Source organism: Pseudomonas gessardii (assembly GCF_001983165.1).
GTDB lineage: Bacteria > Pseudomonadota > Gammaproteobacteria > Pseudomonadales > Pseudomonadaceae > Aquipseudomonas > Aquipseudomonas gessardii.
Window position 1 is genome coordinate 12,236 of record NZ_MNPU01000049.1, and the last position, 24,250, is coordinate 36,485.

Annotated in this window: 20 protein-coding genes; 13 read left to right on the forward strand and 7 right to left on the reverse strand. The window is 60.0% G+C overall.

Features of this window, described 5'->3' with window-relative positions; genetic code table 11:
- The first annotated feature begins 618 nt into the window (after positions 1-618).
- Complete coding sequence (locus BLL38_RS24475) at positions 619-1,719, forward strand: alkene reductase (RefSeq protein WP_076964638.1); 1,101 nt, start codon at positions 619-621, stop codon at positions 1,717-1,719.
- A gap of 178 nt (positions 1,720-1,897) precedes the next feature.
- Positions 1,898-3,025: an NAD(P)-dependent alcohol dehydrogenase gene (locus tag BLL38_RS24480; protein WP_076964639.1), complete on the forward strand. Its 1,128-nt coding sequence runs from the start codon at positions 1,898-1,900 to the stop codon at positions 3,023-3,025.
- 54 nt (positions 3,026-3,079) lie between these two features.
- Here BLL38_RS24480 and BLL38_RS24485 read toward each other — a convergent pair whose 3' ends face one another.
- Together BLL38_RS24485 and BLL38_RS24490 are read right to left on the reverse strand one after the other, a co-directional pair.
- Complete coding sequence (locus BLL38_RS24485) at positions 3,080-4,564, reverse strand: aldehyde dehydrogenase family protein (protein ID WP_076964640.1); 1,485 nt, start codon at positions 4,562-4,564, stop codon at positions 3,080-3,082.
- A gap of 87 nt (positions 4,565-4,651) precedes the next feature.
- The gene (locus BLL38_RS24490) at positions 4,652-5,581 is read right to left on the reverse strand and encodes a LysR substrate-binding domain-containing protein (RefSeq protein WP_076964660.1); all 930 of its coding nucleotides are present in this window, start codon (positions 5,579-5,581) and stop codon (positions 4,652-4,654) included.
- Between the two features lie 139 nt (positions 5,582-5,720).
- On the opposite strand from BLL38_RS24490, the gene gtdA reads away from it, so the two are divergent.
- From gtdA to BLL38_RS24515, 5 genes are all read left to right on the forward strand, one after another.
- Positions 5,721-6,770, forward strand: a complete 1,050-nt coding sequence (gtdA, locus tag BLL38_RS24495) for a gentisate 1,2-dioxygenase (RefSeq protein WP_076964641.1) — start codon at positions 5,721-5,723, stop codon at positions 6,768-6,770.
- A gap of 16 nt (positions 6,771-6,786) precedes the next feature.
- Complete coding sequence (locus tag BLL38_RS24500) at positions 6,787-7,485, forward strand: fumarylacetoacetate hydrolase family protein (RefSeq protein WP_076964642.1); 699 nt, start codon at positions 6,787-6,789, stop codon at positions 7,483-7,485.
- A 37-nt stretch (positions 7,486-7,522) separates the two neighbouring features.
- Positions 7,523-8,164 (forward strand): maleylacetoacetate isomerase, encoded by a 642-nt coding sequence (gene maiA / locus BLL38_RS24505; protein WP_076964643.1) that lies wholly within the window; start codon positions 7,523-7,525, stop codon positions 8,162-8,164.
- Positions 8,165-8,233: 69 nt separating this feature from the next.
- A complete protein-coding gene (locus tag BLL38_RS24510) occupies positions 8,234-9,175 on the forward strand; it encodes a helix-turn-helix transcriptional regulator (protein WP_083743108.1) in 942 nt (313 codons plus the stop codon).
- A gap of 128 nt (positions 9,176-9,303) precedes the next feature.
- Positions 9,304-10,557, forward strand: coding sequence for an MFS transporter (locus BLL38_RS24515; RefSeq protein ID WP_076964645.1), 1,254 nt, complete (start codon positions 9,304-9,306; stop codon positions 10,555-10,557).
- Positions 10,558-10,609: 52 nt separating this feature from the next.
- On the opposite strand, the gene BLL38_RS24520 is transcribed toward BLL38_RS24515, so the two are convergent.
- The 3 genes from BLL38_RS24520 to BLL38_RS24530 form a co-directional block, all read right to left on the reverse strand.
- Entirely contained in the window at positions 10,610-11,065 is a 456-nt protein-coding gene (locus BLL38_RS24520; protein ID WP_083743109.1) for a YybH family protein, read from the reverse strand.
- Between the two features lie 160 nt (positions 11,066-11,225).
- Complete coding sequence (locus tag BLL38_RS24525; RefSeq protein WP_076964646.1) at positions 11,226-12,140, reverse strand: LysR family transcriptional regulator; 915 nt, start codon at positions 12,138-12,140, stop codon at positions 11,226-11,228.
- A 5-nt stretch (positions 12,141-12,145) separates the two neighbouring features.
- A complete protein-coding gene (locus tag BLL38_RS24530; protein WP_083743110.1) occupies positions 12,146-13,183 on the reverse strand; it encodes an AraC family transcriptional regulator in 1,038 nt (345 codons plus the stop codon).
- A gap of 277 nt (positions 13,184-13,460) precedes the next feature.
- On the opposite strand from BLL38_RS24530, the gene BLL38_RS24535 reads away from it, so the two are divergent.
- The 4 genes from BLL38_RS24535 to BLL38_RS24550 all read left to right on the forward strand — a co-directional run bounded on the left by BLL38_RS24535 (position 13,461) and on the right by BLL38_RS24550 (position 18,561).
- On the forward strand, positions 13,461-14,531 hold the full coding sequence (locus tag BLL38_RS24535; RefSeq protein ID WP_083743111.1) for a porin: 1,071 nt from the start codon (positions 13,461-13,463) through the stop codon (positions 14,529-14,531).
- A gap of 37 nt (positions 14,532-14,568) precedes the next feature.
- The gene (locus BLL38_RS24540; protein ID WP_076964648.1) at positions 14,569-15,981 is read left to right on the forward strand and encodes a purine-cytosine permease family protein; all 1,413 of its coding nucleotides are present in this window, start codon (positions 14,569-14,571) and stop codon (positions 15,979-15,981) included.
- A 174-nt stretch (positions 15,982-16,155) separates the two neighbouring features.
- Complete coding sequence (locus tag BLL38_RS24545) at positions 16,156-16,947, forward strand: cyclase family protein (RefSeq protein WP_076964649.1); 792 nt, start codon at positions 16,156-16,158, stop codon at positions 16,945-16,947.
- A 15-nt stretch (positions 16,948-16,962) separates the two neighbouring features.
- On the forward strand, positions 16,963-18,561 hold the full coding sequence (locus BLL38_RS24550; RefSeq protein WP_242627638.1) for a phytoene desaturase family protein: 1,599 nt from the start codon (positions 16,963-16,965) through the stop codon (positions 18,559-18,561).
- An 85-nt stretch (positions 18,562-18,646) separates the two neighbouring features.
- Here the strand turns inward: BLL38_RS24550 and BLL38_RS24555 are convergent, their stop codons facing one another.
- A complete protein-coding gene (locus BLL38_RS24555) occupies positions 18,647-19,159 on the reverse strand; it encodes a VOC family protein (RefSeq protein ID WP_130898267.1) in 513 nt (170 codons plus the stop codon).
- Positions 19,160-19,210: 51 nt separating this feature from the next.
- On the reverse strand, positions 19,211-20,239 hold the full coding sequence (locus BLL38_RS24560; RefSeq protein WP_197883425.1) for an AraC family transcriptional regulator: 1,029 nt from the start codon (positions 20,237-20,239) through the stop codon (positions 19,211-19,213).
- Between the two features lie 482 nt (positions 20,240-20,721).
- Between BLL38_RS24560 and BLL38_RS24565 the strand changes: the two genes are divergently transcribed.
- Entirely contained in the window at positions 20,722-22,923 is a 2,202-nt protein-coding gene (locus BLL38_RS24565; RefSeq protein WP_076964652.1) for a thiamine pyrophosphate-dependent enzyme, read from the forward strand.
- Positions 22,920-24,227 carry an MFS transporter gene (locus tag BLL38_RS24570; protein ID WP_076964653.1) on the forward strand — a complete coding sequence of 436 codons (1,308 nt, stop codon included), beginning with the start codon at positions 22,920-22,922 and terminating at the stop codon, positions 24,225-24,227. Before BLL38_RS24565 ends, BLL38_RS24570 begins: the two co-directional genes overlap by 4 nt.
- The last annotated feature ends 23 nt before the right edge of the window (positions 24,228-24,250 follow it).

Here is a 24,250-nt window from a genome sequence, read left to right on the forward strand (position 1 = left end):
AGGCCGTTGAAAAATTCATTCCTATCTCCCCCAACCCGCCAAGCTTGAGATTTTTCAGCCGCTCAGGCTTGGCGCTGCCCTTTATCCCGCCTCAGTCAGCGGGTGTTTTGCCAGTTCCAGCGCAAATATTCACCTAGGGGCGATTTCTAGGCGCACCTCGCCTAAACATGCGACCCACCCCACCCGCCTGACAAGCTCTCCAAACAGATCAAGTTGTGCACCGAAAAGCCCTGCAGCTCACGCGCCATCTGGACAAAAAAATTCTGGTTGTAGCTTTTGTCCGCACCCTGAGATCGGGTCCACGCATTGGCTCGGTCTTCCGCTGACATTGAAGAACATGACGGGGCGTTTGCCAGAATCCAATTCGGTTCGGTCTTTTTCAACAACCTAATTAGTGCCTCTTGAGCCAACACCGTGGTTGGTCATTCTTTTAAGTTCAGTCTGCGGGCTGGCGGCGGGTTTGGGGTTGGCGTCGATTACGCCTTCTACCTGCGTTGCTTGGGTGAAGTCATTTGTGGGTGATCAAAAAACGGAGGCTTGCTTCGAGTATTTTGTTTTGTAATGATCACTAAGTAAGTTGATTTTATCTGAAGACAACTCTGGACCGAGGACAAGGCCATGAAAAATCGTCTGCTTTCCCCGTTGAAAATGGGGCGTGTTGAGCTGAAAAACCGTGTTGTCATGGCGCCTATGACACGCTCGCGGGCCAAGCATGGCAGTGATGCACCCACCGCGTTGAACGCCCTCTACTATGCCCAGCGGGGCAGTGCCGGATTGATCATTACCGAAGGCACACAGGTTTCCCGCCAGGGCCAGGGCTATGCCTATACACCCGGTATTTACTCAAGCGAGCAGGTGGCTGGCTGGAAACAGGTAACCCACGCCGTACACGAGGCCGGTGGCTTGATTGCGGCACAACTCTGGCATGTGGGCCGCATGTCCCATGCGTCGTTGCAGGCCCAGGGGAGCGCGCCGGTTGCACCGTCCGCCATCCAGGCCCAGGCCCAGGTTTTTATCTCGGACGGCAAGGGCTCGGGCCTGATGGCGCCTGCCGAGAAACCCCGGGAGATGACGCTTGATGACATGGCGTCGGTCAAGCAAAGCTTTGTTGAGGCGGCCCGGAACGCTGTGGCCGCGGGCTTCGATCTCGTCGAGGTACACGGTGCAAATGGCTATTTGTTTGATCAGTTTCTGGCGACAGGCACCAATAAGCGGCAAGACGCATATGGCGGCTCATTGGCAAACCGCGCCCGCTTCCTGTTGGAAACCGTCGATGCGTTGATTGAGGTCGTGGGGGCTGATCGGGTAGGGGTGCGCTTATCGCCGTGGGGAACGATCAGTGACATTCAAGACGATGAGCCCGAAGCGATGGCATTATTTTTAGCGCATGCTCTTGATCAGCGCGACATTGCCTACCTGCACCTGGCGGAATGGGAGTGGACTGGCGGCCCGGCTTACCCCGAGGGTTTTCGCCAGCGTTTGCGATCGGCCTTTCAAAAGACCTTGATCGTTTGCGGCAACTACGATGCAGAGCGTGGAGAAGCCCTGCTCGCCGAAGGCCTGGTAGATGCCATTGCCATGGGGCGTCCGTTTATTGCCAATCCAGACCTGGTGGAACGTATCCGCCAGGCCGCGCCTCTTGCTGAAGCAAATCCGGCGCTGTTTTACGGCGGCGATGCCAAGGGCTACACCGATTATCCGGTTTACTCGCCTGCTTGACCCTGGTCGATGGGGCGCGCATGCACTCGCTGCAGCGTGCCTGCCTGGACAAGTCATATTGCCGGCCTAGCGAAGCCATCCTCTGGCTGGCGTTGTAAAAGTAGACGGATCTTTTAACGTGCCCCTGTCAGCATCCGTGGGGCGCGCCGTTTCTAACGCACGTACCCGAGGAAAACCCATGCATATCAAGGCAGCAGTTGTTCGCGAAGCCGGCGGCCCCTTTTTGATCGAAGACCTGGAGCTTGAAGCGCCCGGAGCCGGCGAAGTACTGGTGAAGATCGTGGCCTGCGGGATCTGCCACACTGACGTGATCATCCGCGACCAGTTTTACCCCACGCCGTTGCCGGTGGTCTTGGGCCATGAGGGCGCCGGTGTCGTTGAAGCCGTAGGGCCCGGTGTCAAGACGGTCAAGCCGGGTGATCATGTCTTGATGTCGTTTTCGGCCTGTGGCACATGCCCCAGTTGCCTGGACGGCGCCGTCGCCTATTGTCATCACCATATGCAGATGAATTTCTCTGGCATGCGTTACTCCGGGACCGCCTGGGATGTGCCAGCGCCGCTGTTGAAACGCTTGCCGTCGGGCAAGGAGGAACGCATCAACGGTGCGTTTTTCAACCAGTCCGCGCTGGCGACCCATGCGATTGCCACCGAGGCCAACGTGGTGGTGGTCGACAAGGACGTTGACCTGAAAACCCTCGCGCCGCTGGGCTGTGGTTTCCAGACCGGGGCCGGGGCTATTCTCAATACCTTGAAGCCGGACGTCGGCTCATCCCTGGTCATCACGGGAGCCGGCAATGTCGGGCTGGCGGCGGTGATGGCGGCGGCGGTTGCGCGGTGCTATCCGATCGTGGTGATCGACCAGGTGCCGCAGCGGCTTGCACTGGCCAAGACGCTGGGCGCGACCCATGTCTTTGATTCGTCCCAGGTGGATGCGCTGGCGTCGGTGCTGGAACTGTGCCCGGACGGGGTCAACTATGCACTGGACACCACCGGTCACCCCCAAGTGCTGCGCTCGGCCTTCCAGATGTTGCAGGCCCGCGGTATCTGCGGCCTGATCGGGGGCTCCAAACTGGGCACTGAGGCCAGCCTGGACATGACCCATCTGCTGTTTGGGCGGACGGTGCGCGGTATTCTGCAAGGGGACAGCAAACCGAAGAAATTCATCCCGCAATTGGTGCAGTTGTATCGCGACGGGCTATTCCCGATTGACCGCCTGATCCGCCACTACCGGCTTGAAGAGATCGAGACGGCAATCGCCGATATGAAGTCCGGCGCGGTGATCAAGCCGGTGTTGCTGATGGACTGAGTACAGGCGCATGCGACATGGCCGCCGGGGAGGCGGCCATGTCGCTGGCAGTCTTCAGCCCAGCGGGTCGATCACCCCCGGCTGTAGCACCACATGCTTGTACTCCAGGAAGTCTTCCAACTGCGCGACACCACGCAACCGGCCACGACCGCTTTGCTTGTAGCCGCCTTCCTCGAATTCGTCGCGCATGGCGGCCCAGTCATTGATCCACACGGTACCGGCCTCGATAGCGGCGGCCATGCGAAGCGCACGGTCACCGTCACGGGTCCAGACACTGGCCGCGAGCCCGTATTCACTGTCGTTGGCCAGCGCCACCGCCTGGGCTTCGGTGTCGAACACTTGCAGGGTCAACACCGGGCCAAAGATCTCGCGTTGTACGATATCGGCCTTGGGGTCGCTGATTTCCAGCAAGGCAGGCTGGTAAAACGCGCCCTTGGCCAATGGCCCCTCGGTGATCGGGCCTCCGCGCACAATCACGTTGGCCCCCTGGTCGATGGCTTCGATCACCATTGCCTCAACGCGTGCGACGCTGTTCTTGTCGATCAGTGGGCCCATGTCGCTGCTCGGGTCTGCTGCAGGCCCCGCCTTGACCTGGCGCAGGCGCTGGGCCAAACGCTCGCGCACCTGGTCGACGATCCCGGCTTGTACCAGCAGGCGGCTGCCGGTCATGCAGAATTGACCGGCGAACACGGTCAGTGCTTTCTCGATTTTTGGCAGCGCGGCGTCCAGGTCGGCATCGTTGAACACGACAATGGGCGTCTTGCCCCCCAGCTCCAGGCCGAAACGCTTGAGCAGGGGGGCGCCGCTGGCGCTGATGGCGCGACCGGTGCTGGTGCTGCCTGTGAAGCTGATGGTCGGTACATCCGGTGAGCGCACCAGGTAATCCAGCACTTCAAACTCACCGGTGACCATATTCACCACCCCAGGCGGCAGGCTCTTCACTTCGCTCAGGATCTGGGCGAGCAGCGCGTTGGTCTGGGCTGTCTGGCTCGGCATCTTGATGACGGTGGTGCAGCCTGCCGCCAATGCCGGCGCCAGGGAGCGCACCATCAGCGCCACGGGTGAGTTCCATGGCACGCTGATCCCGGCCACACCCAGGGGCTCGCGCAGGACCATCGAAAACCGCCCGGCACTCCATTGGGCCGCGCGGCCATAATCGCTGAAAATCAGCCCGGCACAGTAGCGCAGGCCGGGCGCGGCGAGGGAAATCTCAAACATCGCTTCGCCCGCCACTTTGCCGTTTTCCAGGCTCAGCAGTGCCTGCAAGTCGGCGGCGCGGGCTTCAAAGCGCTCGGCCATTTCGTGGAGCACACGGGCGCGCAGCTCGCGGTTGCTTTTCCAGTCCGTGGTCAAGAAGGCCCGGTGCGCGGCGGCGACCGCAGCCGCAGCTTCGCCTGCCATGCCCTTGGCATAGCGCCCGATTTCATGACCGGTGGCCGGGTCGATGCTTTGCCCGTGTTGTTCGCTGTCGTGCCATTGGCCGTTGATCCAATGCCGTGCTACGACCTGTTGGGTGGCGTTGCCTGGGAGGGTGGTCATCGAGTATTCCTCTGGAGGTGAGACAACAAAGGGTGCCCGAGGGGGCACCGGGCTTACCCGGCCCACCGAGCAGCAAAACTAGTCCAATCAGGCAGTGGCCGAGGTTTGTTGCGTGGCCGCCACGCGCAGGCTTTCGAGCAGGTCTGGCAGGCTCGGGTCGGGATGCGGTTCATCGCGCCAGCACATGCCGAGCGAGCCCTGGGCATTGAGTTCAAAGGCCAGCGGCACGATCAGGCGTCTTTGTGTGAAGTGCTCGGCCACACGGTCCGAAGCGATCGACAGCATGTCGCTGTATTGCAGCAACCACAGGTTGCCCACCAGGGACGACGACTCGATACGATAGGGCAGCGGCCCCTGGCCCACATGGGTCAAGGCTTCGTCGAGTTTGCTGCGGATCGGTGTGCCCGCCGGCCAGACGATCCAGTCGTACTGACGCAAATCGTCCCACCCCAGCCTAGGCAGTCGGGTCAGCGGATGGTCTGCCCGGCAGATCACCCGCATGCTTTCTTCATACAGGCATTCGCTGCGCAACGCGGTGCGCGGGGTGTAGTTGTCCAGGCGTCCCACCACCAGGTCCAACTGCCCCAGCTCCAGGCGTTCGAGCAAGGTGTTCATGGTGCCTTCCTGCAATTGCACCTGGGCTTTGGGGTGGCGTTTGAGAAACTGGATGATCGCAGCCGGAACCAGGTTGGGCGCGGATGCCGGCGAGGTGCCGATCACCACGCGATAGGACATTCCGTCCTGCATGGCCAGCAGGTTTTGTTGCGCACGATCCATTTCGCTGAGCACGCGCCGCGCATGGCCCAGCAGCACCCACCCTTGGGCCGTGGGCGTGAGGCCACGGGCATGGCGCTCGAACAGCGGTGCGCCAACGTACTCCTCAAGCTCCTTCAACCATTTGGACAGCGCCGGCTGGGTACTGAAGGTCACGCGCGCGGCCTCACTGATGCTGCCGGTTTCGCCCAGGCTGACCAGCAGATGCAGGTGCTGTACGCGCAGTCGTCGGGTCCAGTCGATGCTCATGGCGGGGTCTCAACAGTGGAGGAATTACCCATACAATAAATAGCATGGATGAATGAAGAAATACCATTATTAGAATATATCTGGCCCCATGATAATCGGTGCACAACGATTGGTCAGCTCGAATGGGTGCCCTGTGAACAACAACGTTAAATCCGAACGCGAGGCGTTTTACCAACGCATTGATGCTCACCACTTGTTTCCCCTGTGGGAGCGCCTGCATAGCCTGGTTCCAGCCTCGCCGGCCGGTGCCTGCCAACCTGCGCTGTGGCGCTATTCGCAATTGCGGCCATACCTTGAGGAGGCCGGCCGGCTGATCTCTGCCGAGGAAGCCGTTCGCCGTGTCCTGGTGCTGGAAAACCCGGCGTTGCGCGGCCAGGCCGCGATCACGTCCAGCCTGTACGCCGGCTTGCAGTTGATCCTGCCCGGTGAAATCGCTCCCAGCCACCGGCATACCCAGTCGGCCCTGCGGTTTGTGGTGGAAGGGCGCGGGGCGTTTACCGCCGTGGACGGCGAGCGTGCCAGCATGGCGCCGGGCGACTTTATCATTACGCCGTCCTGGGCCTGGCACGATCACGGCAACCCGAGCCTGGAAGAGGGCGGGGAGCCGGTGGTGTGGCTCGATGGCCTGGATATTCCGCTGGTGCGTTTTTTCGACGCCGCCTTCGCTGAGAACTACGAGCAGCCGGTGCAGCCCATCAGCCGCCCCGAGGGCAACAACCTGGCGCGTTTCGGCATGAATATGTTGCCGGTGCGCCATCAGGTCAGTTCCCACACGTCGCCGATTTTCAAATACCCCTACGAGCGCAGTCGCGAAGCACTGGACACCTTGCTGCGCCAGGAGCAGATCGACCCCTGGGAGGGCGTGAAGCTGCGCTATGTCAACCCGGCCACCGGTGGTTCGCCGATGGCGACCATCGCGACGTTCATGCAGATCCTCCCACGCGGTTTCCGTGGGCAGACCAGCCGCAGTACCGACGCCACGGTGTACTCCGTCGTCGAAGGCAAAGGCCGGGTCTTGATCGCCGGCCAGCCCTTCGATTTCGAGCCCCGCGACACGTTTGTGGTGCCGAGCTGGGCCGCCGTCAGTTTCCAGACCGAGCAAGAGTGCGTGCTGTTCAGTTTTTCCGATCGGCCGGTGCAGCAAGCGCTGGGCCTCTTGCGTGAATCCCGTGAATCTCTTTGAAACCCCGGAGTCGACCATGACTTATGCCGTTGCCCCTCAAGCCGTCACTGCCCTTGCCATTGATGGCAGTGCCGACACGTTTCCTGTGCGCCGCGTGTACTGCGTGGGCCGCAATTACGCGGCCCATGCGCGTGAAATGGGGTTTGATCCCGACCGCGAACCGCCGTTCTTTTTCTGCAAGCCCGCGGATGCGGTAGTACCGCTGCAACCGGGGCAGACCCTGGAATTGGCGTACCCCGCCGAAACCAGCAACTATCACTACGAGATCGAGCTGGTGGTGGCGATCGGCAAAGCGGGCAAGGACATTGCCCTGGAACACGCCAATGAGCACGTCTGGGGGTTCGCCGTCGGTTTGGACATGACCCGTCGCGACCTGCAAATGACAGCCCGCGAAATGGGACGCCCCTGGGAGTTGGGCAAAGCCTTTGACCAGTCCGCGCCCATCGGCCCGTTGACGCCGGCTGCCGGTTTCCAGGGCGCCGCCAGTGCCGGCTTATGGTTACAGGTCGACGGTGAAGACAAGCAACGCAGCAGCCTCGACAAGCTGATCTGGTCGGTGCCGGAAACCATCGCCTATCTGTCGCGTTTCTTCGAGCTCAAACCCGGCGACCTGATCATGACCGGCACGCCTGAAGGCGTCGGCCCGGTGGTCGCCGGCCAGTTGATGACCGGGGGTGTGGATCACCTCGGGGTGATCAGCGTTCGTGTGGTCTGAGCCCAGGTTTTTTGTAGTCCAATGATTGGAGGCTCCCATGCAGCTCTACAGTTTTTTCAACAGCTCCACCTCCTACCGTGTGCGTATTGCCTTGGCCCTCAAGGGGCTGAGCGTGGACTACCACGGCATCAACCTGCGCAGCGGTGAACAGCGTTCGGCACAGTACCTCAGTCGTAATCCGTCGGGGGCGGTGCCACTGTTGATTGACGACGATGGCACGGCCCTCAGTCAATCGCTGGCCATCATTGAGTACCTTGACCAGACCCGCGAAGGCTTGCGCCTGATTCCCCTGGCGCCGCTGCAACGCGCGCGGGTCATGGAAGTGGCGATGCTGATCGGCTGCGATATCCACCCGCTCAACAACGTGCGGGTGCTGGGCTACTTGCAGCGTGAGCTGGGGGTGGACAACCGGCAAAAATCAGCGTGGTACCAGCACTGGGTCGAGCAGGGCATGCAGGCGCTGGAAGGCCTGTTGCAACGCCACGGGCAGGGGCCGTATTGCTTCGGTGAACAGCCTACCCTGGCGGACTGTTGCCTGGTGCCGCAGGTGGCGAATGCGCTGCGCATGGGTTGTGAGTTGGAGCACTTTGAACGGAGCATGGCGATCTATCGCCACTGCCTTGAACACCCCGCCTTTATCCAGGCAGCCCCGGAGCAGCAACCGGACTACATTGCCTGACCGGCGACTCACGGGTCGGGGCCCACGCCTCGACCTGACGTTAAACCTAACGGCAACGGTCAATCAGTCATGGAAAACATGCCAAGCAGTGCGCAATGCAACTATCACCAATTGCACGATTGGAGCAATGAGGTCAACAGCACCCTGGTCAATCTGGACTACTGTGCAACCGACAGTTTCTGTGGGTTCTACCAGCATGTTTCCAGTCGCGACGTCGTCGTCGCACGTTTGCGGGGCACGGCCCACTGCACCTCCCGGTCGCTGTTCAAACTGCGCCAGGTCGACAGTGATTTCGTGCTCATGCTCTACGTCAAGGCCGGCGACATTGGCCTCAGTCATCGCCGCCATGACGGCGGCCTGCCGCAGGGCAGCCTGGTAGTACTCGACAGCAGCAAGCCCCATGAGCTGGTCATGGACGGTTGCTTTGAGCATATTGCCTTGCGCATGTCCAAGCGGCGTTTTGCGGCCTTGCACCCGGCAGCGCTGCTGATGCTGGACGAACCCCTTGTCGAGATCAGCGCCGACAGCCAGGCGGCAACCGCCATGCTTGAACTGGTGCTGTCCGCTGGCCCTGTCCGGGCCAGTGCCGTTGAAACCATGACTGAAGCCGCCACAAAAATGCTGTGCGAATGCGTGGCACACCTGGCGCCCGCCGCCACGCGCAAGGAGGCAAAAATGCCGATGCTTGCCGCGCAAATGCTCAGCTCGCTGGACCGCAATTTTTCCGATCCGCAGTTTTCATCCTCGCGCCTGGCGCAGGAGCTGGGGGTTTCCCGACGCTATGTGGACCTGGTGTTGTCCCGCCAGCACCAGACCTTTGGCAAGCTGCTGCTGGAGCGACGCCTGGCGCGCTGTCACCTGTTGCTCTGCGACCCGCGGTATCTGGGGCGCTCCATTACCCAGATCGCCTTCGACTGCGGCTTCAATGACCTCTCGAACTTTTCCAAACGTTTTCGCGAGCGCTACGGCATTGCGCCCCGCGCCTTGAGAAACGCCAGCAACGCCCACTGAGCGGCGGTTCGGGCGACGGCTCAAACAGACACGTGCGCGTGCTCTGGCGGTAACGGCCGCGGTCTTTCTGGCCTGTCTTCGAGTCCCTCGATTCAGGGCCCCTCCAGTCACATCAACAGGTATTGAACATGAGCGTATCGAACAGTCGCTGGGATTCGCGCTATGAGTGCAAGGCGGTCCTTTTATTGGCGTTGGGTTTTGGTCTGGTGGGGTTGGACCGTTTTATCATTCTGCCGCTGTTCCCGACCATGATGCGGGACCTGGGCCTGGATTATCAGGACCTGGGTAATATTTCCGCGGCGCTCGCCATCGCCTGGGGCGCGGCCTCGATAGTGATGGGGCGGGTCTCGGACCGTATTGGCCGACGCAAGGTGATCATTCCGGCGGTGCTGCTGTTCTCGCTGCTGGCCGGCTTTTCTGGATTGGCCGGTGGCGTGGCGGCGTTGTTGCTCATCCGGGTCGCGATGGGGGTTGCCGAGGGCGCGTTTACCCCCACGTCCATTGCCGCCACGGGCGAAGCCTCCCACCCGAAAAGGCTGGGGATGAACATGGGTATCCAACAGGCGTTTTTCCCGCTCCTGGGGTTGGGGCTGGCACCGATTCTGGCGACCCAGTTATTGCTGGTCTTGCCATCCTGGCGGTGGGTCTTTGCGGTGGTGGCGCTGCCAGGTTTTATCGTCGCCTGGTTGCTGTACCGGACCTTGCGGGAAACGGCGGCGCTCGCGCCCCGGCCGAGCGCGGTACAACCGGTCAAGGCCGAGGGTGTGAAGTGGAGCCATACGCTCAAGCACCGCAACATAGTGATCAACATCGCCGGCATGCTGGTGATGCAGATGGCGTTGAGCGTGGTGGCGGTGATGCTGCCCAACTACTTGACGGATTTCTTGCACCTGGGCATGCAGCAAATGGGCTTCATTATGTCGGCGCTGGGCCTGGGTGGGTTTTTCGGGATGGTGATCATGCCGACGCTTTCCGATCGGTTCGGACGTAAGCCGGTTGCCGTGTGGTGTTGCCTGGCGACGGCACTGTGTATCGGCTTGTTGACCCGTACCGGCGCCGAGCCCGTGCAGCTGTTTATCCTGTTGTTCCTGGCGATGTTCTTCAACTTCGGCGTGGTGTGCATGATCGTCGGGCCGATGACCAGCGAGTCGGTGCCGGCGGCGCTGACCTCGACTGCGACCGGGCTGGTGGTGGGGATCGGGGAAGTGTTTGGAGGTGGGGTGGCGCCGGCGATTGCGGGTTACATCGCCTTGCATTACGGCATCGAGTACACCTTGTATCTGTCGCTGGGTGGGGCAGTGGCTGGCTTGCTGGTGATGGGGTTGTTCAGGGAAACCGCGCCTTCAAAAGTCCATGGCCTGCCTCAGGTGGTTTCTTCGTAAGGGAGTGGGGCGGACTGTTTGACGTGGCTCAACAGTCCGCCCGTGTTGCGTCTCAGGGCGACTTGGGGGCAACGCCGAAGGGGTTGTCAATGGCGTAGCCCCAGCTCCCGTCAGGACGTTTGGCGGCGATATCAGCGCCGGTCCCGGAAAGATCCACGGGATTGCCTTGCGGGTCCGTGCCTTTTATCGACCAGTCGGAAATGATAAGGGCGGTTTCCTTATTTTGATAAATCTGCCGAACGACCATTTTGATCGGCACCTTCGGCGCCATGAATTGTGTGAGCGCTCCACGGATCTGTTCCGGGGTGTTGAGGCTTACACCGGGAGAGGGGACAAATATCGAGTGTGGATCATACAAACGCATCAAGCCGTTCAGGTTATTCGCGTTGAAGTCCTTTTCAAAGGCCTGTGCAACTTGGAGTGGGGTTTGCGGGAGCGCCTGTGCATAGGAAAAGCCGGCGAATGAGAGTGTTAATAAGGCAAAGGTTATATTTTTTAGGTTTGTCATTTTAATCTCCAATACCGTTTGATGATTTTTCAAGTGGCACTGAAGAGTGTGAAGATTTTTTGAACCGTGAAAAACAGCGGTTTAGTGAAGGCTATTTTAAATATTGCTTAATAACCAAGCAGGCACTATGCCTGCTTTAAAGAGCACTCGAGCACAGGCCTCAGGCCAGGTCTTGTGGGGCCAGGTGCAAACCCTGGTCTGACTTCATGACTTCAAAGGCCCATTCTGCGAAGTTGCGCACCCGGGTGGAAAGGTGCTTTTTTGTCGGATAGACAATGTGAATTGGTCGTGGTGTGAAATGCCACTGTGCAAGAATGGGAACAAGCGTTCCAGCCTGCACATAAGATTGAACCGCAAAAGGGGCTCCAGGGCAGACACCACTCCCGGCAAGGCAGCTTTGGATCGCTATCTCTGGATCGTCAAACTGCGTGCATTCGCGGGCTTTGACGTCCATGGCATCTTTTTTCGACAATAAACGCCATGTCCCCTTGGCATTGAACCAACTGATCTTGCGGGTATTGGCCAAGTCTTCAGCGGTGGCGATAGGACCATATTCCTCAAGGTACTGTGGCGCTGCATACAGGCCCAACTTCACGTCGCACACATGCCTTGCCACCATTTCGGAATCCTCCAGGTGCCCGCCCCGTATGGCACAGTCGATGCCTTCTTCCGCCAGATTACTTATACGGTCGCTGCTTCTCAGGCTCAGAGCAATATTCGGGTGGCGCTGATAAAACGCTTCCAGGCGTGGCGCGATAATCCAGTGGGCAACGGACCTCAGGGTCTCGACACGTACTTTTCCTGAAAAGTGCGCGGGGTCTGTACTGAGCGAGCCTTCAAGTTCTTCGATCGCCTCCAGGATAACCAGGCATTTTCCAAAGTAGATGTGCCCGTCTTCGGTGAGGCTTTGCGCCCGGGTCGTGCGGTTGAGCAAGCGTACGCCCAGCACGCGTTCAAGGTCAGTGATCCGTTGGGAGATCCGCGCGTTGGGCAGGCCTAGCGCCACGGCGGCACGCGTGAAGCTGCCGGTTTGAACGACTTTGACGAATGTCGCCATTGCGGTGAGTTTATCCATGGTGCTCAGGTTGGCCGATGAGTGAGGGTTGTGCTGAGGTTTTCTGACTTTCGACGCTTGGCCGTATGGCTTGGGCATTCACCAAAAAACTTGCGGTAGTCTGAAGCAAAACGCCCCAGGTGAGTGTAGCCCCAGTCCATGGCGATCCCCGATATCTGTGAGTTGGCGCGATCGCGCATAATGGCCTTTCTGATTTCTTCAAGGCGGTAGCGGCGGATATAGAACATCGGAGGCACGCCGATATGTTTTTTGAAGCCGTTGAACAACGTGAGTCGGGAGACGCCACTGCTCGCGACGATGGCATTGAGTTTGATCTCTTCCTTGGCGTGGCGGTGGATAAAGTTGAGTGCCCGTTGGAGAAAGTTGGGCAGGTTTGCATTAAAGACCTTGTCCAGTGCGCTTGAGTAATTATTGGGCTGCGCCAGGATCAGCCCTTTGACCAGGACGGACTCTATTTCACTGGCCAGCCCCTGGTGTACCAGGCAACTATCGGCGCGGCAGGCCTCATCGGTAAAGTGCCTGGCCATTCTCCACCAGCCGGCTGATGGACCGCTGACATTGTTCATGTCCGGGATAAACTGCAGGTCTTCCTTGATCGGTCTATGGAGAAGGCTTTCCAGGCTCGCTCGCATTAATGCGCCTGGAATCACGACCTGGATTTTTTTGCAGTCGTTGGAGATGTAGAGTTTCTGGCCAATATTAGGCGAGAGGATCAACCCGTTGTGCTGATCGGACAAAATGCTCCGATGCGCGCTTTCCCACCGCTGATGGCCGTAAATGGGCAGTTCAATGCTATAGCTTTCCAGGGGGTCGTGTGCGTCGACGCTGATAGTCACGTCTGTACCGTATTCGATGTAGCCGACGCTCACCGCCTGTAATAAGCGGGAGGTGTGCCTGAAGTGTATTCTTTTTGGCGAATGTACATTCAGGCTATGTGGCCCGTACACGGTCGTCGTCCACGACTGGGCTACCTCTGAATCACAGAGGTCAATGTGAGTCACCTGGTGGTTGGGGGTGCCGGCCTGTGGCTTTAATGAGCTCATCGTAAATGACCCTTGGCGTGCGCGTATAAACACAGGGTTTTTAACATGTCAGCCACGCGGCAAAGTTGAGTACTCCTTAAAAAGCTGCACTATCAGGATAATCAGTTCTTGTTTCTGGATTCCGTTGTTTTTATGCATACGGGATGGATAAAAACATTTAATTGCCGGGATAGCGACGGCTCGGCATAGTCGATTTTAATGCCCCCCAAGCAGCCGGGTAGTACGGGCTGTTTAAAATAAAAATGCTCAAAAAACAATAAAAAAGCAGGGGCGAAACATGAGATATGTCGGATGCGTGTCGTTACTGTTCGTGGTGTGTGGTCAAAGCGTTGCAGATGATTTTTTTAAACCCTATGTGCTGACCGATATCGGTTGGAGTTCGACCAGTAATATCAATGGCGAACAGCAATATCATTATCAGGAGGGACGACTGTCCCCTAACTTTATTGGCCTCAAGGCCAGAAAGGAGTTTGGCAATGGCTATGCGGGGGTCATGAAGCTTGAGTCAGGCTATTCTTTGCAGGATCTGAAAATAACCGGAGACGGGACTTTTTCTCGACAGATGTTTGCGGGCATAGACTCTGACTTCGGTCAGGTCACCGTGGGCAAGCAATGGGATTTCATGTTTGAGACCCTGGCGGTTGACCGCTGGGGCGAGAAGCTGCGTAACGTGCCGCTGCTGCAACTTCAAGCGGGACCCTTTTTTAATCTCGGGCTGCCCACCGGCTCGATTGACTATAACCGGGTGGCTGCGGGGTTCCCCACGGACCGGGCCGTCAAGTACCTCAGCCCGGATTTCAACGGCTTCAGTTTCGGCGTGATGCATGGCGATGGAGACCCGGGCAGTGATATCCGCTACGGGAAAACCCGCAGTTACAGCGTCAAGTATATCCAGTCCCCGCTTCGGGTCATGGCGGCCTATACCGACTCGCGTCATCGAGCCATCAATAAGGGACGTGACGGTATCCGGAACTACGGCGTCGGCGCCGCCTACGACTTTTCTTCGTTCATCGGCGACGTGTTGTATACCCGCACAGAAAACACCTATAGCCGTGGAGTCATCGACTCTTACGCAATTGGCGCGCTCGTGCCGGTTACCACCAACTCTTCGTTATATGCCAACTACATGTACTTGAAGGGCAATGCCAGGCTCAATAAAAACATGGCTAACCAAGTGGGTGTCACCTACGACTATCGATTTAACAAGAACTGGGATGCCTATGTGTCTGCGGTGTATCAAATCACCGGAGGCGATGATCAAAGTGCCTATATCTCTGGCGCCTACGGTGTTTCCACCGACCGCGAACAAAGTGTGCTGCATGTGGGTGCCCGGTTCTACTACGAATAATAAGTCTGATTTTAAAGACATCTCATGAGGAAGTTTTATGGCCGCTACTCAATCCACGACCGATGATCACTCCCTGAGCCCCGTGCCCGAAGATGCCCGGCATGGCTGGCTGCAGTTGTCCTGGAGTACCACCGGTATCGTGACGACATTGATACAGATATTCATCGGGGCGCTGGTGACTTTTGTTGCGGGCATCTGGATGGGGGTTATGGCCGGGCTGTTGGTGACGGTCGTAGGGGCCCTGCTGGGGTGGGGGGTGGGCCACGTTGCCTATAAAACGGGCTTGGCCAGCTCTATGTTGGCGCGCCAGCATGGTTTTGGCCGACGAGGGTCCGCCGTCGTGGCCTTGACGTTCGGGTTCATGATCATCGGGTTTATCGCGCTGGAAAATGCCTTGCTTTATAAGGGGCTGATTTTCTGGCTGGACCTGGATGACACGCTGGGGTTGCAAGTGCTTGTCTACGCAATCATGACGGCGGTGTGGGTCTTGCTGACGGCTTTCGGATTTGAACTGGTCTCTAAAGTCGCGTCCTATACCCTGATCGCATTTTTATTACTGCTGGGCTACATGCTGTTTGACGTGATCCATTCATCGGGCCAGAACTGGAGCGATGTCGTGAGTTTCGGCGCGCAATTCCCCGAGGAAGTGCTGGTCAAGATGGGGGCGGATACGCCATGGGGCAAGTTTGGCTTTTGCGTCAATGTCCTGATCGGCTCTGCCGGTGCGCTGGCCTTGATTGATGGGGATTTGGGGCGTTATGCCCGCTCTTCCAAGGATGTATTGATTGCCGCCTTTTTTGGCAATCTGTTTATGGATATCGTCATGCTCCTGGTGGGGGCGATTCTAATGTACGCCGGCACCGAGCAATTGGTCAGCTACTACGTATCGCGAGGCGTGTCCCATGCCGATGCGGTCCAGACCGTGTTGCAAAGCCCCGACAGCGTTGCCGCGGCGTTTATTGTGTTCGGTGGCTCGCTGGGAGCCGTGCTGCTGTTTCTGGCCCAGGGAAAAGCCCAGGTGCTCAATACCTACAGCTCCTCACTGTCCCTGACCAACTTGTTTGACGTGACGATCGGCTGGCGGCCTGGGCGCTTGACCTTTGTCATTCTGTCCAATGTCCTGGCATGCCTGATGCTGGTCGGCTCGATCCTCGATTGGGTCAATGGTTTTATTACCGTGCTCGGGGTGCTGACCACCGGTTTCGCCGGCATCATCATCGCTGACTATTTCTGGGTCGCGCCCCGGCGCCTGCAGGCCGGTGTCGTTGAGTTCAATTGGCCGGGGCTTATTACCGTCGTGGTCGGTTTTGTCCTGGCGCGCTATGGGTTCAAGGCCTGGATGCCGATTGAGTTTGTGACCTCGCTGCTCTCGTCCTTTTTGCTGTACCCGCTACTCAGCATGCTGATGAGCGGCAAACCCGTGATTGACGCTCAAGTGCGACGCGGTTAATCAAGGCAATGGGCGTCGAACCGTAAAACCAGCATTCACCGGATAGCCAGAGCGAGGCCTGGATAGGCGCTCGCCGGCTTTCACGTCCATAGTCAAGGTCTGGGCGCCATGCACCAAGCCAGCGGCGCCAGGTACAACGGCATCACCTCCAATCCAATGGCCAGAGGTCCCTGAATGGCAACCCCAACTACAACTCTATTGCCAGCGCTGACAGCACAGCTTGCGTGCGGTGGGGTACGTGTCATCGACCTGACACAAACCTTGTCGCCTTCCTTTCCGAGCCTGCAATTGCCTCCTCAGTTTGGCCAGGTCGCGTCGTTCAAGATCGAGCGCATCTCGCACTACGACGAAGCCGGGCCTGGCTGGTACTGGAACAACTTTACCTGTGGCGAGCATACGGGCACGCATTTTGATGCCCCTGTGCACTGGGTTTCCGGGCGCGATTGCCCGGATAGCAGCGTCGATACCATTGCCGTGGAGAATTTTATTGCACCTGCCGTGGTGATCGACGCCAGTGCCGAGGTGCTCGTCAATGAAGACTGGCTGTTGACCGTGCCGTTCCTGGTGGAGTGGGAGCGGCGCCACGGCTTAATCCCTGAGGGGGCCTGGGTGTTTTTGCGCACCGACTGGTCTCGACGGGCACACGACGCCGCTGCTTTTCTCAATCTGCGTGAGGATGGCGCGCATACCCCGGGCCCGACCCGCGAGGCCGTCGAGTGGCTGATTGAGCAGCGCAAGGTGCACGGTTTTGGTGTCGAGACCATCAATACCGATGCCGGCCAGTCCTACGCCTGGCCCCTGGCTTACCCTTGCCATACGTTGATGCACGGTGCCAACCGCTATGGTTTGCAGTGCCTCAAGAACCTGGACCAGTTGCCTCCTCAGGGGGCGTTGATTATCTCCGCGCCCCTGAAGATCGAAGGCGGTTCCGGTAGCCCTTTGCGCGTCTTGGCGCTGGTGGAGTAAGGGATGAAGGCGCAAGTGGATTCTCAGGTTATTTTTGTCGGCAGTGGGATTAACTCCCTGGTGGGCGCCGCACTGCTGGCCGTGCGTGGCAAGCGCGTGCTGGTGCTGGAGCGCAATGATCGGTTTGGCGGCTGTATCCGTACCGAGCAGTTGTTTGCCGGCTATCAGCACGAAGTCATGTCCTCATGGCACCCTCTGTTTGTCGGCAGTGCGGCGTACGCCGAGCTCAGGCCCGCGCTGGAACAGGCGGGGCTGGAGGTGCTGCCCAGCGAGTATTCCACCGGCCTGGTCCGACCGGATGGCTCCGGCCTGGCCCTCAAGGCTGACCTGGCTGATACGGTGCGCCGGCTGGATGCCCTGGCGCCGGGGGATGGCCAGGCCATCGCGCTTATGGCCGGGCATCTGTTCGGCCGGGATGCGGCTTTGACCTTTGGCCTGCTGGGCAAAAACCCTTATGGGCTGGGCTTGCTCCGGTTGCTGTTCAGTGAGTGGCGCAAACGTGGGCTCGATGGCCTGATGGCATTTACGGCCGAGGCCCTGGAAAGCTTCCGTCGCTGGTCTGAGCGCACCGTCCGCTCGGACACCACCCGGGCCTTGATTGCCCCCTGGACATTGCACTCGGGCCTGGGGCCGGATGATGCGAGTTCGGCGTTGATCGGCAAGCTGACCTTTGCGTCGGTGATCAACGGGGGGATGCCGGTGATCAGGGGAGGGGGCATCCGCTTGGTCGAGGCGCTGATGCAGATTATTGTGAGCCATGGCGGGCATTTGCTGTCCAGTGCCCACGTCGAACGTGTGGTCGTCGAGGGGCAGAAGCGCAAGGCCCGCGCCACGGGTGTGCAGTTGTCCGACGGGCGTCGTTTTCAGGCGAGTGAGGCGGTGGTGTGCAACGTTACCCCCCAGCAGCTTTATGGTGGATTGCTGGTGGATGTCCCGCCGGTACTGCGCGAGCGTGCCGAGGGTTATCGTTATGGCCGGGGTGGCATGCAGCTGCACTTTGCCCTCAGCGCCCCGCCGGCGTGGCTGGAGACGGAACTGCTCAAGGTGCCGCTGGTGCACCTGACCGAGAGCATGGAGCAGGTCTGTGCCTCGGTGACCGAGGCCAACAACGGCCTGTTGCCCGCACGGCCGACGCTCGCCATTGGCCAGCCGGTGGCAGTCGACCCCTCGCGTGCCCCGGCAGGCGCCTGGATCCTGTGGGTGCAATTGCAGGAACTGCCCTCACGGCTGAAAGGAGATGCGGCGGGTGAGATTGCGGTGCCGGCAGACGGCCAATGGAACGAGGGCGTGCGGGAAGCCTTCGCCGACCGGGTGCAAGCACGTCTGGAACGGGTCATGCCGGGGCTGGCCGGGCTGATTGTCGGCCGGCGGGCCTATTCACCGGCGGACCTGGAGGCGCTCAATTGCAACCTGGTGGGAGGGGATCCTTATTCGGGGATTTGCTCGCCGGATCAATTCTTCTGGCTGCGACCATTGGCCAGTACCGGGCAAGCCCGTGGTAACCGCACACCCGTGGGCAACCTGTTTCATATCGGGGCCTCCACCCACCCGGGCCCAGGCTTGGGGGCGGGATCGGGCACCCTGGTGGCCAACGAGATAGCGCCCGTCAGGTAGGCGCTCATCTCTGTTTGTAAGGGGCGGGCTTGCTCGCGATGGCGCAGTGTCGGTCATCGCGAGCAAGCCCGCTTCCAGACGCGCCCTAGCTTTTAGGGGCGCCGTCGCCAGCCTGCTCCCACATGCTGACATAGGGGTGTGAGCAGAACTCGATGATTGTTCCCCAAGGGTCCTGGCAGTAAGCAATCTCATAGCCTTTTTGCGGGTTGATCAGCAGGACGCCGCTGCGATCCTTGCCTCCCGCGGCCACGACACCGGCGACGGCCTCGGCCACATTGACGGCGGTCAGGCCCATATGATTGTAGCCGCCGAGCCAGAACTGGAAATTGTTCTCGTTGGGCTGTGACGGTGTCGCCTTGAACTGGAAAAGCTCCAGCCCGATGTTGTCTGGCGTCGCCAGGTGGGCAAAGCGGAACTGCTCGAACCCCTTGCCGTAAATGGCTTGGGCCGCTTTGCCCAGATCGCTGTCTTGTTCACTGACCTCGAGGGGGCCGGTGAGCAGGCGAAAGCCCAGTATGCTCACATACCAGTGGATCGCGGCCTCCAGGTCGGGAACCGTGAGCCCGAAATGGGGCGCCATAACCGTTTGAGTAATCACATTGAATCCTCCAGTGGGAGCAGGGCGAAAGCGGCATCGAAGTCCAGGGGCTCAATGCCGACGTAGGGTCTGGCTGGGTGTTTCGTTGTAGCGCAGCTTGTAGTCATTACTGAACCGGCCCATGTGGGTAAAGCCCCAGCGCAGTGCGACGCCGGCGATGTTGGTCACCTCGCCGCTGATCAGTTCGGCACGCACGCGTTCCATGCGCAATTCGCGCAGATGCTGCATCGGGCTGATGCCCAGGAAATCCTTGAAACCGCTGTAGAGGCTGCGCAGGCTGACCCCGGCCGCCTGCGCCAACTGCTCGGCGTTGATCGGCTCATGGGCGTGCGCACGCAGGTAGTCCTGGGCGCGGCGAACATGCCGGGGCAGGATGGTGCTGCGCCGGGCCGGTGCGCTTTCAGTGTGATTGTGCCGATGGGCCGTCAGCAGGATTGAGGCGGTCAGTTGCTCGATATGGGTCATGACCAGCTTGTGCTGGGCCAGGGCTGGATACTGGGTTGCGCAATCGAGCAGGTAAGAGAGCAGGCATCGCCAGGGGGCCGAATCCTGCCAGCGGAACCCGAGATCGAAACGCAAGGGGTGTTCCAATGGGTGGCCCAGGTGCCCAACCAGCGTGCGTTCGACCAGCGAGCGCGAGATCCTCAGCATGATCTGGTCGCTATCGCCACTCCACTGCATATTCGCCTCGTCTCCGGGGCTCAGGACTGACGCAAGCTCCAGTGACGACTCGATGCGCTGGCCACCGCTTTCGATCACGGCGCAGCCCTGGACAGGCATCTGCACCAGGAAACAATGCTCCAGGGGCCCGCGCTCGATCTGCACATTGGCGCCGTAGCGCAGGCGGCTCAGCGAGATGTCGCCCAGGGTCAGGTAATGCATGCGCGCGTCCAGGCGTTCGGCTTCGTTGGTCTGCTTCAAGTGATGATTGGCGATGACCTGGCCGACCATGGAGCGCACTTGCTCCAGGTCGGCGGACGCAAAAAGCAGGCGTTCCGGTTCGTTGAGAACGCGCTCGGATGAAAAGAGCACGGCCTGCCCGCGCACGGGCGAATAGGTGGAGGTCGGAATATTCTGCACAGGTGCTACCCCTCTCGGAGCTTGGCCGGCTATCAGCCTGATTATTGTTATGAACAACAGCCTCGACCGTGCAGGCCTGGGGCTCTGCGCTATGAGGCTTGCTGATATTTCATATGATTATTCATATTGTTTTTCTGTGGTGAATTATTAATCTCACGGTCCGCCGGAAAATGCAATGTATGACGGGCATGCTGGATAAACGGTGTGCCCATCAGGTAGACGTCTTCCGGTAAATAGCGTGAATGTCCTTTAAATAAAGGTCTTTCCCCGAATATCTGCTGGTGAAAATACGTCGCTTTTCTTTGCGGCCTTCAGCCAGGATGGGCTGGGCCGGGTCTGTTCTTATCCTTGTACTGCTATGCATATCCAGATCTTGCAGCAAGATTGACTACATGATTATTCATGCATTGACGCGACTGCCTCCCCGTATGAAGGTAGAAGCCATAGACAGTTTTGTTCACTTGATCTGAGAGATAAGCACCATGGCCGAGCGATCCTTTGTCCAGGAAGTGAAGAAGTTGCGTGCTGGCGCCGGCGAGGTGTTCAACGGCGAAGGCATCCTGGCCGTCACCAAGGCGTTGCTGGAGTCGGGTGTGGCGTATGTCGGGGGGTACCAGGGTTCGCCCATCTCTCATTTGATGGACGTGCTCTCGGATGCCCAGGACATTCTGGGTGAATATGGCATCCGCTTTGAAAACAGCGCCAGTGAGGCCACGGCGGCGGCGATGCTGGCGGCGTCGGTCAACTATCCATTGCGCGGTGCGATTACCTTCAAGGCCACGGTGGGGACCAATGTGGCCTCCGATGCGTTGGCCAACCTGGCATCCGGCGGGGTGACGGGAGGCGCGCTGGTCATCGTGGGCGAGGATTATGGCGAAGGCTCCTCGATCATGCAGGAGCGCAGCCATGCGTTCGCGATGAAGTCGCAGATGTGGTTGCTTGACCCGCGTCCGAACCTGCCAAGCATTGTGCAGGCGGTCAAGGATGGCTTCGATCTGTCCGAGGCCAGCAACACCCCGGTGATGTTGCAGATGCGCATTCGCTCTTGCCATCTGCATGGTCAGTTTATCGCCTCCGATAACCGCCCGCCGCCCTTTACGGTCAAGGATGCCCTGGAAAACCCGGTGCGCGACCTCGACCGCATCGTCTTGCCGCCCGCGAGCTTCCTGCACGAACGGGAGAAAATCCAGCAACGCTGGCCGGCGGCGATCCGGTTTATCCAAGAGCGCCAGCTCAACGAGTTCTTCTCTGAGGGCGCGGCGGATGTCGGCATCGCCCTGCAGGGGGGCAACTACAACACGCTTATCCGTGCGTTGCAGAAGTTGGGGTTGTCCGATGTCTACGGCACCTCGACAATTCCCTTGTACGTCATGAACGTGGCCTACCCGCTGGTTGACGAGGAGTTTGAACGCTTCTGCCAGGGCAAGCGCGCCATCTTGCTGCTGGAAGAAGGCCAGCCCAATTTTGTAGAGCAAAACGTTTCGACGATCCTGCGCCAGCTGGGGCTGGAAACGGCGTTGCATGGCAAGGACATGCTGCCGCTGGCCGGGGACTACAACACCGCCACGGTGCTTGCGGGCGTACGCGCTTTTCTGGAGCGCTATGGGGTCCTGCAGGCCCCTGAGCAATCGCTTGGCATCCCGATCGTGATGCTGCCGACCGACGAGTCGCCTGAAGGGCTGGCCACCAATGCCATGATGGCCAAGCAGTCCCTGGACCGGATCGTCCACCCGCGACCGCCAGGCCTGTGTACCGGATGCCCGGAGCGCCCGATTTTCACGGCGATCAAGCTGGTCGAGCGTGAGCTTGGCAAGCATCACATCAGTGCCGATATCGGCTGCCATCTGTTTTCGATCCTGCCGCCCTTCAACCTCGGCAGTACGACCATGGGGTACGGTTTGGGAGGCGCCAGTTCAGCGGCCTTCAACGTGGCCCCGGGCACGGCGCCGGCGAGCAAGCGCGCTATCTCGCTGATGGGCGACGGGGGGTTCTGGCACAACGGCCTGACCAGCGGTGTCGCCAATGCGGTGTTCAATCGCAGTGACAACCTGACGATCATTATCGACAACAACTACGCCTCGGCCACCGGCGGCCAGGATGTGTTGTCGTCGCGGGCGGCCAATGCCTCGCGCAGCACCGGTCATGAAATCGAGAAAGCGGTCAAGGGGGTGGGGGTCGAGTGGGTGCGCACGATCAAGCGCACCTATGACCTCAAAGCCATGGTCTCGACCCTGCGCGAAGCCTTGACTACCCAGGAGGCCGGGCCGAAGGTGCTGATCGCGCAGAGCGAATGCATGCTCAATCTGCAGCGTCGCGAGAAAAAGGTCGTGCGCAAAGCCTTGGCCGACGGTCAGCGGGTTGTGCGTGAGCGCTTTGGCATCGACCCGGATACCTGTACCGGCGATCACTCCTGCATCCGTCTTTCTGGATGCCCTTCCTTGTCGATCCGCGATAACCCGGACCCGTTGCGCCAAGACCCGGTGGCCATGGTGATGGAGAGCTGCGTGGGGTGTGGCAACTGTGGCGAGGTCGCCCATGCCGCGGTGCTCTGCCCATCGTTTTACCGGGCCCAGATTGTCAGTAACCCTTCGTGGTGGGACCGCTTCAGCCAGCGTGTGCGGATCGCAGTCATTGGCGTGTTGCAGGATGCCGATGCCCGCCGTCGCTCCCGGTATGCCCTATGAACCGCGTGGGCATAAGCGACGTCCCCGAGCTCGGCCCACCTTCCAGGGTCACGGCCAGGGTCCTGTTCGTGTGCTGGCTGGCCATCTTGTTTGAAGGCTACGACGTGGGCGTGATGGGGGCGATCCTGCCGGCACTGGCGCAGGACAAGGCCTGGAGCCTGACGCCGCTGGAACTGGGGATGCTCAGCAGCTACGCGATGATCGGCATGTTTTTCGGTGCGCTGCTGGTGGGGATGCTCAGTGAACTGCTTGGGCGCCGACGCATGCTGTTGCTGTGCGTGCTGGTGTTCTCGCTGATGATGGCTGGCGCTGCCTGGGCGCCCACGCCGGCCTGGTTCGGCTTCTTCCGGTTTGTCGGGGGCTTGGGCCTGGGTGGTGTGATTCCGGTCGCTGCGGCCTTGACCGTCGAATATTCGCGAGCCGAGCGCCGCAGCTTCAATTACGGGTTGATGTATTCCGGTTATTCGCTGGGCATCCTGTGTGCCGCCGCCGCGGCGATCTGGTTGCTGCCCACCCAGGGGTGGCGCGGGGTGATTGCCGTCGGCGTGCTGCCGGTGCTGTTGCTGTGGCCGATGGCGCGCATGCTGCCGGAGTCGCTTGAGTACCTGGTCGGTCAAGGGCGCACACAGGAGGCGACAAGGCTCGCCACACAGTTGCAGATGGCTGTGCCCGAGCTGCCGGCGCAGCCGCTCAGCCAACAGCCGGCCTGGCAGCAGGTACTGGCCGAGGTCTTTGCCCGGCGGCACCTGCGGGCGACGGCCTGCTTCTGGGTGGCCTTGTTCTGCGGCCTGCTGCTGATCTACGGCCTCAACACCTGGCTGCCCACCATCATGCGCCAGAGTGGTTACGACCTGGGCTCCAGCCTGGGCCTGTTGATCATGTTCAGCCTGGCCTCGGCGTTGGGGGGCTTGTTTCTGGGGCGCGCGGCAGATCGCTTCGGCGTGCGGGCGGTGGTCGGGGTGTTCTACCTGGTGGGGGCGTTGGCCATCTTTGCCCTGGCTGCGCGCAATAGCATGGCTCTCAATTATGTGTTGGTTGCCATTGCGGGCCTGGGGAGCATTGGCGCCTCGCTGATTTTGACGGGCCATCTGGCCGACTACTACCCGCCACGGGTACGGGCCGCCGCGACTGGCTGGGGCCTGAGCTTTGCACGGTTCGGGGCGATGAGCGGGCCCTTGCTGGGTGGCTACGTGGCCGGCAGCGGGATAGGCCAGGCCTGGAACTTCATTGCGTTTGCGCTGGTAGGCCTGGTGGCCGCCGTGGCGGTGTTCCTGCTGCCCGCACGCCCAGCGAGATTGCCATGATGGATCAAGCCTGCATGTTTTCC